This window comes from Pseudomonas sp. MWU349 (genome assembly GCF_017947325.1).
GTDB classification, from domain to species: Bacteria; Pseudomonadota; Gammaproteobacteria; order Pseudomonadales; family Pseudomonadaceae; genus Aquipseudomonas; species Aquipseudomonas protegens.
Map to the genome: position 1 here is coordinate 926,281 of NZ_JAFEVP010000002.1, position 11,134 is coordinate 937,414.

At 62.7% G+C, this 11,134-nt stretch carries 13 protein-coding genes; 7 read left to right on the forward strand and 6 right to left on the reverse strand.

Annotated elements, in window-relative coordinates; all coding sequences use genetic code 11:
* Positions 1 to 94: 94 nt before the first annotated feature.
* The gene (gene mqo, locus KCG88_RS11530) at positions 95 to 1,606 is read left to right on the forward strand and encodes a malate dehydrogenase (quinone) (protein WP_047285309.1); all 1,512 of its coding nucleotides are present in this window, start codon (positions 95 to 97) and stop codon (positions 1,604 to 1,606) included.
* Positions 1,607 to 1,673: 67 nt separating this feature from the next.
* Here the strand turns inward: mqo and KCG88_RS11535 are convergent, their stop codons facing one another.
* The 4 genes from KCG88_RS11535 to KCG88_RS11550 form a co-directional block, all read right to left on the reverse strand.
* A complete protein-coding gene (locus KCG88_RS11535; RefSeq protein WP_047285311.1) occupies positions 1,674 to 1,961 on the reverse strand; it encodes a PA4642 family protein in 288 nt (95 codons plus the stop codon).
* A 63-nt stretch (positions 1,962 to 2,024) separates the two neighbouring features.
* Positions 2,025 to 2,510: a hypothetical protein gene (locus KCG88_RS11540; RefSeq protein WP_210712393.1), complete on the reverse strand. Its 486-nt coding sequence runs from the start codon at positions 2,508 to 2,510 to the stop codon at positions 2,025 to 2,027.
* A gap of 99 nt (positions 2,511 to 2,609) precedes the next feature.
* On the reverse strand, positions 2,610 to 3,083 hold the full coding sequence (locus tag KCG88_RS11545; RefSeq protein WP_047285314.1) for a WbuC family cupin fold metalloprotein: 474 nt from the start codon (positions 3,081 to 3,083) through the stop codon (positions 2,610 to 2,612).
* 3 nt (positions 3,084 to 3,086) lie between these two features.
* Entirely contained in the window at positions 3,087 to 3,644 is a 558-nt protein-coding gene (locus KCG88_RS11550; RefSeq protein WP_047285504.1) for a hypoxanthine-guanine phosphoribosyltransferase, read from the reverse strand.
* A 165-nt stretch (positions 3,645 to 3,809) separates the two neighbouring features.
* On the opposite strand from KCG88_RS11550, the gene upp reads away from it, so the two are divergent.
* Entirely contained in the window at positions 3,810 to 4,448 is a 639-nt protein-coding gene (gene upp / locus KCG88_RS11555; protein WP_011063386.1) for a uracil phosphoribosyltransferase, read from the forward strand.
* Between the two features lie 2 nt (positions 4,449 to 4,450).
* Complete coding sequence (locus KCG88_RS11560; protein WP_016965962.1) at positions 4,451 to 5,725, forward strand: uracil-xanthine permease family protein; 1,275 nt, start codon at positions 4,451 to 4,453, stop codon at positions 5,723 to 5,725.
* A gap of 58 nt (positions 5,726 to 5,783) precedes the next feature.
* On the opposite strand, the gene hemH is transcribed toward KCG88_RS11560, so the two are convergent.
* Positions 5,784 to 6,809, reverse strand: a complete 1,026-nt coding sequence (gene hemH / locus KCG88_RS11565) for a ferrochelatase (RefSeq protein WP_047337775.1) — start codon at positions 6,807 to 6,809, stop codon at positions 5,784 to 5,786.
* A gap of 8 nt (positions 6,810 to 6,817) precedes the next feature.
* Positions 6,818 to 7,726 (reverse strand): TIGR01777 family oxidoreductase, encoded by a 909-nt coding sequence (locus tag KCG88_RS11570; RefSeq protein ID WP_047285319.1) that lies wholly within the window; start codon positions 7,724 to 7,726, stop codon positions 6,818 to 6,820.
* A gap of 194 nt (positions 7,727 to 7,920) precedes the next feature.
* Between KCG88_RS11570 and KCG88_RS11575 the strand changes: the two genes are divergently transcribed.
* From KCG88_RS11575 to KCG88_RS11590, 4 genes are all read left to right on the forward strand, one after another.
* Entirely contained in the window at positions 7,921 to 8,907 is a 987-nt protein-coding gene (locus KCG88_RS11575; protein ID WP_047285321.1) for an FAD-dependent oxidoreductase, read from the forward strand.
* A complete protein-coding gene (locus KCG88_RS11580; RefSeq protein ID WP_047285324.1) occupies positions 8,904 to 9,119 on the forward strand; it encodes a TIGR02450 family Trp-rich protein in 216 nt (71 codons plus the stop codon). The genes KCG88_RS11575 and KCG88_RS11580 overlap by 4 nt, the downstream gene beginning before the upstream one ends.
* Before the next feature lie 120 nt (positions 9,120 to 9,239).
* Positions 9,240 to 10,190 carry a DUF523 and DUF1722 domain-containing protein gene (locus tag KCG88_RS11585; RefSeq protein ID WP_047285325.1) on the forward strand — a complete coding sequence of 317 codons (951 nt, stop codon included), beginning with the start codon at positions 9,240 to 9,242 and terminating at the stop codon, positions 10,188 to 10,190.
* Between the two features lie 3 nt (positions 10,191 to 10,193).
* Entirely contained in the window at positions 10,194 to 11,129 is a 936-nt protein-coding gene (locus KCG88_RS11590; protein ID WP_047285327.1) for a MerR family transcriptional regulator, read from the forward strand.
* The last annotated feature ends 5 nt before the right edge of the window (positions 11,130 to 11,134 follow it).

The following is an 11,134-nucleotide window of genomic DNA, read 5'->3' on the forward strand; positions in this document are numbered from 1 at the left end:
TGGCCATGGGTAACCTGGGGCATTACGTGAACCGCCCCGTCACTCCTGGCAGCCATGCCGTCAATTTGGTGCTGCAGATTTTGGAGACGCGTTAATGGCGCATAACGAAGCAGTAGACGTCGTATTGGTCGGGGCCGGCATCATGAGTGCCACCCTTGCTGTACTGCTCAAAGAGCTCGACCCCGCGATCAAGCTGGAAGTCGTCGAGCTGATGGATTCGGGTGCCGCGGAAAGTTCCAACCCGTGGAACAACGCCGGTACCGGCCATGCCGGCCTCTGTGAGCTTAACTACACGCCACAGGCCGCCGATGGCAGCATCGACATCAAGAAAGCCGTGCACATAAACACCCAGTTCGAGGTGTCGAAGCAGTTCTGGTCCTACCTGACCAAGAAAGGCACCTTCGGCTCGTCCAAGTCCTTCATCAGCCCCGTGCCGCACCTGAGCTTCGTACAGGGCGAAAAAGGCGTTTCCTTCCTCAAGAAGCGCTTTGAAGTACTGAGCCAGCACCATGCCTTCGCGGACATGGAATACACCGAAGACAAGGCCAAGATGGCCGAGTGGATGCCGCTGATGATGCCGGGCCGCCCAGCGGACGAAACCATCGCCGCCACTCGCGTGCTCAACGGTACCGACGTCAACTTCGGCGCCCTGACCAACCAGTTGCTCAAGCACCTGACCAGCGCTCCCGATGCCCAGGTCAAGTACTGCAAGCGCGTCACCGGCCTCAAGCGCAACAAGGCCAACGGCTGGACCGTGAGCATCAAGGACGTCAACAGCGGCACTACCCGCGAAGTCGACGCCAAGTTCGTGTTCCTCGGCGCCGGTGGCGCGGCCCTGCCCCTGCTGCAGGCCTCGGGCATCGAGGAAAGCAAGGGCTTCGGCGGTTTCCCGGTGAGCGGCCAATGGCTGCGTTGCGACAACCCGGAAGTGGTCAAGCAGCACCAGGCCAAGGTCTACAGCCAGGCGGCCGTGGGTTCGCCACCGATGTCCGTGCCGCACCTGGACACCCGCGTGGTCGAAGGCAAGAAGTCCCTGCTGTTCGGGCCTTATGCCGGCTTCACCACCAAGTTCCTCAAGCACGGCTCGTTCCTGGACCTGCCGATGTCGGTACGCGCCAGCAACATCGGCCCGATGCTGGCCGTGGCCCGGGACAACATGGACCTGACCAAGTACCTGGTCAGCGAAGTCATGCAGTCCATGGAGCAGCGCCTGGAATCCCTGCGCCGCTTCTACCCCGAGGCCAAGGCCGAGGACTGGCGCCTGGAAGTGGCCGGCCAGCGGGTGCAGATCATCAAGAAGGATCCGAAGAAAGGCGGCATCCTGCAGTTCGGTACCGAACTGGTGGCCGCCAAGGACGGCTCTCTGGCCGCCCTGCTCGGCGCCTCGCCAGGTGCCTCGGTGACCGTTTCGATCATGCTGGAGCTGATCGAGCGCTGCTTCCCGGCCAAGGCCAGCGGCGAATGGGCTGCCAAGCTCAAGGAAATCTTCCCGGCACGGGAAAAGGTCCTGGAAACCGACGCAACGCTGTACCACCAGATCAACAGCGAAAACAACCTGAGCCTGGAGCTGGTCGAGCCAAGTAAGGAAACCGAAAGCTGCGCCTGATCCGTGCTGAATGAAAAACGCCCCGTCCTTCGCAGGACGGGGCGTTTTTTTATGCCAGGCGGGAAGATCAGCCGCGGGCGTTGTCCATCAGCTCGATGTAGTCGGCGGCGTTGCGCTGATCGCGGATCAGGTCGACGAACGTCTGGCCGTGCTCATCCTTGCCATCCAGATCGAAACCGGCATCGACGAAGAAGGTCAGGAAACGTTCGAAATCATCGATGCGCAGGCCACGATAGGCCTTGATCAGCTTGTGCAGGGACGGCGAAGTCGCATCGACCGGCTCGAAATCGAGGAACAACTTGATCTGCTCGTCGCTGATCTCGTCACCAATCACTTGTTTCTTATCTTTACGCATTGCCGACTCCAGCTCGCAGACATTTCACGGGGCGGGCAGTTTACCCCCAGCCCGCATATGGCCTCAACGCGAACGCACGCTGCCGGTGTGCAGGTCAGCCCAGATGTGCCCGTTGGCATAGCTGAGGAACTGGCAATACACCGTGTCGTTGCGCAACAGGTCCATCACCGCACGGTACTGGGCCAGCGGGTAATACAGGGTCAGGGTCCGGGTCTTGGCATCGAACTGCGGCTTTTTCAGGCTTTTGCTCTCACCGTCGAAATTCACCAGCACCTGGCTGATGGTGGCGCCCTTGTTCAGCGGCTTGCCCTTGAGCCGCACCCACACCGGCGAAGTCACGGGAATCGGTTGCTGGTTCGATTGGCGCTGACTGCCGATCACCACCGAGTACTCGGTGACCTGCAACAGCTGCTGCTGTTCAGGGACCGAGTCGCGCAGAGTCAGGTCATCAGGCGGCAGAAATTGCCCGTGCAAGGGGGCCGGGGCGGCGGCCAGGGGCAGGCTCAAGCACAATAGAAGGGCCGCGCTACTGCGAATCAACAGGCTCATGACAGGCTCCAGACAAGGGCCGAGCACTCTAGCACGGGTTTTTACCGCAAATCTTGCACCGTTACCGACGGTAGGCCGCTGTCACGGGCGCGGGCCTGTTCAGTCGAACTGGGCGCGCATCCAGGCCTGGTATTCGGCCACGCCGGGCTCGCCTTCACGGGGCGCCCAACTGGCCTGCTCACCCTCGCCCACCGGACGATAAGGACCGGCCTTGCATTCGAACATCAGGCTGTCGGGCTCCAGCACCACCAGGCCGTGGAAAACCCCGGCCGGCAAGTCCACACCGACGCAGTCGCCGCCGGCCTGCAGCACCCGCTTGCCCTGGACCTGGCCCGCGTCATCGAAAATCAGCACGCCCAGGCGACCCTTGAGCACCAGCAGGGTCTCGGCCTTGTCAGCGCTCAGGTGGCGATGCGGCGGAACATAAGTGGAGGGTTGCAGCCCCACCGCCATGCGGTGGCAAGGCTCTTCCATGGCATGAAAGTTGTGGTGCTGACGACCGCGGGGGTTGGCCGCGGCTTTCTCAGCCAGGTCGCTGAACAACGCTTGATCGAGAAAGCTCGGCCCGGTCATCGCTTACATCCCTTTGACGGCATAGATGCCAGCAGCGTTACGCCAGTAGCCCTTGTAGTCCATGCCGTAGCCAAACACGTAGCGGTCCACGCAAGGCAGGCCCATGTAGTCGGCCTTGAGGTCCGGACGGGCCTTGCGATCGTGCTCCTTGTCGATCAGCACCGCGGTATGCACGGCGCGGGCACCGGCGTGTTTGCAGAAGTCGATGATCGCGCCCAGGGTGTGCCCCTCATCGAGGATGTCGTCGATGATCAGCACGTCGCGGTCGATAAAGGAGACTTCCGGCTTGGACTTCCAGAACAGCTCGCCGCCGCTGGTTTCGTTGCGGTAGCGGGTAGCGTGCAGGTAAGAGGCTTCCAGGGGAAAGCGCAGGTGGGTCAGCAGCTTGCCCGCGAAGATCAGGCCACCGTTCATGACGCAGAACACCACCGGATTGCGCTCAGCCAGTTCTTCAGTGATTTGTGCACCGACCCGGGCGATGGCCGCCTCGACTTCAGCTTCGGTGTACAGGCAGTCAGCCTCGCGCATGATTTGACGGATATGCTCGAGATCAGCGGACATGGCGCTCTCCAAGGGGGTGACAGTTTCGGAAAAGCGGGCAAAGGTACGCATCCGGCCCGGTCAGATCAAGCGTTTCTGGACTAACGTACTTTATGTCTATAGGACAACAACCCCGGATAGATTAATCTAGGCCGTTTTTTTTGCCCGCCGCCGGAGCCTTTCCCTATGCCCATCCGTGAGATCCGCCATCCGCTGATCCGACACAAACTTGGCCTTATGCGCCGCGCAGACATTAGCACGAAGAACTTTCGCGAGCTCGCTCAGGAAGTCGGTGCCCTGCTGACGTACGAAGCCACCAAAGACCTGCCCCTGGAAAGCTACGAGATTCCAGGCTGGTGCGGCCCTGTCCAGGTCGAGAAGATCGCCGGCAAGAAGATTACCGTGGTACCGATCCTGCGTGCCGGCATCGGCATGCTCGAAGGCGTGCTGAGCCTGATCCCGGGCGCCAAGGTCAGCGCCGTGGGCGTGGCCCGCAACGAGGAAACCCTGCAGGCCCACACCTACCTGGAAAAACTGGTACCGGAAATCGACGAGCGCCTGGCGATGATCATCGACCCGATGCTGGCCACCGGCAGTTCCATGGTCGCCACCATCGACCTGTTGAAAAAGGCCGGCTGCCGTGACATCCGCGCCATGGTCCTGGTGGCCGCCCCCGAGGGCATCGCCGCCGTCGAGCAGGCGCACCCGGACGTGACCATCTACACCGCGTCCATCGATCAGAAGCTCAACGAGCATGGCTACATCATTCCTGGCCTGGGTGATGCCGGTGACAAGATCTTCGGCACCAAGCAGAAGGACTCCTGATCATGCAGGATGAGTTCAACGATCCGCTCTGGCGCCAGGTACTGTCTGGCGCGCAGATGCTCTTCGTGGCCTTCGGTGCCTTGGTGTTGATGCCGCTGATCACCGGTCTCGACCCGAACGTGGCGCTGTTCACGGCGGGTCTCGGGACTCTGTTGTTCCAGGTGGTGACCGGGCGCCAGGTGCCGGTCTTCCTGGCGTCGAGCTTTGCCTTCATCACCCCGATCATTCTCGCCAAGGGCCAGTTCGGCCTGGCGGCGACCATGGGCGGCGTCATGGCTGCCGGCTTCGTCTACACCTTTCTCGGCCTGGCCGTGAAGATCAAGGGCACCGGCTTCATCGACCGCCTGCTGCCACCGGTGGTCATCGGACCGGTGATCATCTCCATCGGCCTGGCCATGGCCCCCATCGCCGCCAACATGGCCATGGGCAAGGCCGGTGACGGCAGCGAGCTGATTCATTACCAGACGGCAATGATGATCTCGATGCCGGCGCTGCTCACCACCCTGATCGTCGCAGTGTTCGGCAAAGGCATCTTTCGCCTGGTGCCGATCATTTCCGGCGTGCTGGTGGGCTTTGCCCTGTCGTTCTACTTCGGCGTGGTGGACACCGCGAAGATCGCCGCCGCCCCTTGGCTGGCGCTGCCGCACTTCACCGCACCGGAGTTCAACTGGCAGGCGATCCTGTTCATTGTCCCGGTCGCCCTGGCTCCGGCCATCGAGCACATTGGTGGCGTGATTGCGGTCGGCAGCGTCACCGGCCGCGACTACCTGAAGAAGCCCGGCCTGCACCGCACCCTGTTCGGTGACGGCATCGCCACCACCGCTGCCGGCCTGTTCGGCGGGCCGCCCAACACCACCTACGCCGAAGTCACTGGCGCGGTGATGCTGACCAAGAACTACAACCCGAAAATCATGACCTGGGCGGCGGTCTTCGCCATCACCCTGGCCTTTATCGGCAAGTTCGGCGCGCTGCTGCAAAGCATCCCGGTGCCAGTGATGGGCGGGATTCTCTGCCTGTTGTTCGGTTCGATCGCCGCGGTGGGCATGAACACCCTGATCCGCCACAAGATCGACCTGGGCGAAGCCCGCAACCTGGTGATCGTCTCGGTGACCCTGGTGTTCGGGATTGGCGGCGTGCTGGTAGGAACCGGCACCGGCCCGGATGACTTCGGCCTCAAGGGCATCGCCCTGTGCGCCATTGTCGCCATCGTGCTGAACCTGGTGCTGCCGGGGAACGACGGCTGGAAGAACAAGAAGGCCGATGAGCCTTTGATCTAGACCCCCCTTCGCCGGCAAGCCGCCTCCCACACAGGAGCCGGCTTGCCGGCGAAGCTATTTACAACGCCAGCGGCGCCCGCTCGCACAAGGCGTTCAAGGCCTTGGCCCATTGTGGGTCGTCATTCAGGCAAGGGACCAACACCAGGTCCTCCCCTCCCGCCTCGCGAAACTGCTCGCGGCCGCGATCACCGATCTCTTCCAGGGTTTCGATGCAGTCGGCGACAAATGCCGGGCACATCACCATGACTTTCTTGACTCCCTGCTTGGCCAATTCATCAAGCCGCGCCTCGGTGTAGGGCTCGATCCACTTGGCCCGTCCCAGGCGAGACTGGAACGACACCGACCAGGAGCCATCCGCCAATCCCAAGTGCTCGGCCAAAGCCGATGCGGTGCGCATGCACTGGGCGCGGTAACAGGTGGCCAGCACCGCCGGCGAAGCATTGCGGCAACAGTCGGCGTCCTTGAAGCAATGCTGGCCGCTCGGGTCGAGCTTGGTCAGGTGGCGTTCCGGCAGGCCGTGAAAGCTGAGCAACAGATGATCATGCTCCTGGGCCAGGTATGGCTTGGCGCTGGCCGCCAGGGCCTGGATGTACTCCGGCTGATCGTAGAACGGCTGCAGCACGCTGAATTGCACATCCAGCTTGCGCTCGCGAACCACGCGCCTGGCCTCTTCGATCACGGTGGTCACCGTGCTGTCGGCGAACTGTGGGTAAAGTGGCGCCAGGGTAATTTTCTTCTGCCCCTGGGCCACCAGCTTGAGCAGCGCCGACTCGATCGAAGGTTCACCATAACGCATCGCCAGCTCGACCGGCCCCTGCTTCCACTGCTCGCTCATCACCTTCTGCAAACGCCGGCTGAGCACCACCAGCGGCGAACCCTCCTCCCACCAGATCGAAGCGTAGGCGTGGGCCGATTGCTCTGGCCGCTTGATCAGGATCAGCGACACCAGCAAGCGTCGGACCGGCCAGGGCAGGTCGATTACATAAGGGTCCATGAGGAATTGGTTGAGGTAGCTGCGCACGTCCGCCACCGAAGTGGAGGCCGGCGAACCCAGGTTGACCAGGAGCAACGCGTGATCGGTCATGCAACGTCCTATTTCAGAGGCGGCTGGACACAGGCGTCCAGGGCCGCAGGCAAATCAGTGAACTGGAAAGTGAAACCCGCTTCCAGCAACCGCGCGGGAACGGCACGCTGGCCTCCCAGCAGCAGCAACGACAACTCCCCCAAGGCCAGGCGCAGGAAAAACGCCGGCAGTGGTATCAGTGCCGGCCGGTGCAGCACCCGCCCCAAGGTCTTGGCGAACTCGCGGTTGCGCACCGGTTTTGGCGCGCAGGCATTATAAGGACCCTGCGCCCCAGGCTGATGCACAAGAAAATCAATCAGGGCGATTTGGTCGTCGATATGAATCCACGGCATCCATTGCCGGCCGTTGCCGATCGGCCCGCCCAGCCCCAGCTTGAAGGGCAGCAGCAGGCGCGACAAAAAGCCGCCCTCGGGTGACAGCACCAAACCGGTGCGCACCAGCACCACACGCACGCCCATGGCTTCGGCACGCTGGGCTGTTTCTTCCCAGGCAATGCACAACTGGCTGGCAAAGTCCTCGTTGACCGGGGGCGAATCCTCGCTCAATTCCCGCTCGCCACCATCGCCGTACCAGCCCACCGCCGAGCCCGACACCAGCACACCGGGTTTGTGTTCGCGGCTTTCGAGCCAGGCCAGCAGGGTTTCGGTCAGGGCGATGCGGCTGCTCCACAGCAGCGCCTTGCGCTTGTGGCTCCAGGGCCGATCGGCGATCGGCGCTCCGGCCAGATTGATCACCGCGTCCACTGGAGTCTGGTCCAGCTCTTGCAGCGTCTTGACAGCCCGCACCTGGGGACCGCACAGGGCGGCAACCTTATCGGGTTGGCGAGTCCATACACTCAACTGATGACCCTGGGCCTGCCAGTGACGACACAGGGCACGCCCGATCAAACCAGTACCGCCGGTCAGCAATATATGCATGACATCTTCCTCGCGTGGCGTTTTACCCGAATCACTAGTCTATTTTTATAAGCAGGGATCTTTTCAATCGGACAGGCTGTGTTTTAACGATAGACAACCTGGACAACCGATGACGCCGAAAGCTATACCAAAAAACAATATTGTACAGGTTTTGGCAGCGGCGTAATCTGTACAAAAAGGTAAACGAGGCCCCTATGACAGTACCCATCGCAATCATTGGTACCGGCATCGCCGGACTCTCCGCCGCCCAGGCGCTACGAGACGCCGGGCATACTGTCCACCTTTTCGACAAAAGCCGCGGCAGCGGCGGGCGCATGTCGAGCAAACGCAGCGATGCCGGCAGCCTGGACCTGGGGGCCCAGTACTTTACCGCCCGCGACCGTCGTTTCGTCACCGAAGTCCAGCGCTGGCAAGCCAAGGGCTGGGTCGCCGAATGGATGCCGCAACTCTACAACTCCCACGGCGGCCAGCTCAGCCCCTCGCCGGACGAACAGACCCGTTGGGTGGGCACTCCGCGCATGAGCGCCATCACCCGCGCGCTGATCGGCGACCTCGAGACCCACTTCGCCTGCCGCATCACCGAAGTCTTCCGCGGCGAACAGCACTGGCACCTGCAGGACGCCGAAGGTTTCACCCACGGCCCTTTCAGCCATGTCGTGATCGCCACGCCGGCACCACAGGCCACTGCCCTGCTGGCCGCCGCGCCGAAGCTTGCGGGCGTAGCAGCCGGGGTGAAAATGGACCCGACCTGGGCCGTCGCCCTGGCCTTCGATACCCCTCTGCAAACCCCCATGGAAGGCTGCTTCGTGCAGGACAGCCCGCTGGACTGGCTGGCCCGCAACCGCAGCAAGCCCGGGCGCGACAGCCACCTCGACACCTGGATCCTGCATGCCACCAGCGCCTGGAGCCGGCAGCACATCGACCTGTCGAAAGAGGCCGTGACCGAGCAATTGCACGGCGCCTTTGCCGAGCTGCTGCACAGCGTCATGCCCGCCCCCACCTTCAGCCTGGCCCACCGCTGGCTCTATGCCCGCCCGGCCACCAGCCATGAATGGGGCGCCCTGGCCGACGCCGATCTGGGCCTGTACGCATGCGGCGACTGGTGCCTGTCCGGCCGCGTCGAAGGCGCCTGGTTGAGCGGGCAGGAGGCCGCGCGCCGGCTCCACGAGAGCCTGCAGTGAATCGCCTCAACCCGCGCAAGCTGCTGCTGTCGAAGTGGACGGCAGCCCACCCGCAAAAGCGTGAAAAGCACTTCCTGGTCACCGAGCTTTTCTGCGACGAGGAAGGCACTGTGCTGGAAATCGAACTTCAGGCTGTACTCACTCGACGCAGCCAGCGCATGGGCTGGCAAACCCTGCAAAACGACAGCGAGTGGCGCATGGGCTGGCAGTGACCCGCCCACCTGCGAGGCAATACCTGTACAAAAAAATTGACTTGTACAACTTTAATTCTATGATGAAGACAAGTTGTACAGCATAAGTTTTTTGTACAGGTAATTCCCGGAGGTTGCACCATGTCCGCCAAGCCGAAAATTGCCATCAGCGCCTGCCTGATGGGGGTAGAAGTCCGCTATAACGGCGGGCACAAAGAATCCCGCCTGTGCAGCCGAGTACTCAGTGAGCACTTCGATTTCGTCCCCCTGTGCCCTGAAGTTGCCATCGGCATGGGCACCCCCCGCGAACCTATTCGGCTGGTTGGCGACCCCGAACAACCTAGGGCCGTAGGCACGGTGGATGCCGCTCTGGATGTGACCCGGCCCCTGGCGGAATATGGCGAACTCATGGCGGCTCGAGTGGGTGATATCTGCGGCTACATCTTCATGCAGAACTCGCCCTCCTGCGGCCTGGAACGGGTCAAGGTGTACCAGGCCAATGGCATTCCCCACCGTAACGGTGGACGCGGCATCTACGCCCAGGCGTTTTGTGAGAAACACCCCGACCTGCCGGTGGAAGAAGCCGGGCGCCTGAACGATGCGGTGCTGCGGGAAAACTTCCTGACCCGGGTCTACGTCTACCGCGACTGGCAGGCGCTGCTCAAGCAGGGCCTGACCCGCCGCGCCCTCACCGACTTCCATTCGCGCTGCAAATACCTGCTGATGGCCCACCACCCGGTGCAATACAAAACTCTGGGCAATCTGCTGGGCAGCATGGGCAAGGGCGATCCAAACCTGATCGGCCCACGCTACTTCAGCGGGTTGATGGCGGCCCTCAGCCAATGCGCCACTCGCGGCACCCACAGCAACGTGCTGCAGCATCTGAGCGGCTACCTCAAGCAAGCCATCAGCCGCGAGGACAAACAGGAGGTGCTGCACGTGATCGGCCAGTATCGCCACGGCATCGTGCCCCTGGTCGTGCCCCTGACCCTACTCAAGCACCACTTCCGCCAGCACCCCGATCCCTACATCGCTCAGCAGCTGTACCTGCAGCCGCACCCGGAAAACCTCAGCCTGCGCAACGCGATCTAAGCCATGAAATCGCTCGCCCAAGGGGCCGACGACAACAGCGCCCGCTACCGGAGCGCCCTGGACGAGGGCTGGCTGCCGATTCGCGAGGTGGCGCGCCAGACCGGGGTCAACGCCGTGACCCTACGAGCCTGGGAACGCCGCTACGGCCTGATCGTGCCGCTGCGAACCCCGAAGGGCCATCGCCTGTACTCCCAGGAACAGGTGCAAGAGATCCTGACCATCCTCACCTGGCTCAATCGCGGGGTCGCGATCAGCCAGGTCAAGCACCTACTGGACAGCGTTCCGAGTGTCAGCCCACCGGCCGAGAATGACTGGCAGCGCCTGCGCCAGACCCTGAGCCTGGCTATCAGCCAGCTGGCCGAACGCAAAGTCGATGACACCTTCAATCAGGCCATGGCTCTGTACCCTCCCCGCACCTTGTGCGAACACCTGCTGATGCCCTTGCTGGCGGAGCTGGAGCAGCGCTGGCAGGGGCAGTTCGGCAGCCAGATGGAGCAGGTGTTCTTCTACTCCTGGCTGCGCAGCAAGCTCGGCGCCCGGATCTATCACAACAACCGCCAACTGCAAGAAGCCCCGCTGCTGCTGGTCAACCAGTCGGACCTGCCACTGGAGCCTCACCTGTGGCTCACCGCCTGGCTGGCCAGCAACGCCGACTGCCCGGTGGAAGTCTTCGACTGGCCACTGCCCGGCGGCGAACTGGCCCTGGCCACCGAACGCCTGCAGGCCCGAGGCCTGCTGCTGTATTCCAGCAAGGCACTCAACCCCGCCCAATTGCCCAGGCTGCTCAGCGGCGTTGCCTGCGAAAAATTCATCGTCGGACCCGCGGTGTGCATCCACCCCGCCGAGTGGTCCGTATGTACCACTGAAATCGCCGATCTGTACCTGGCCCAGGACCCGATTGCGGCCTGCCAGCTACTGCTCGAGCGAGGACTTTTCTGATCCGG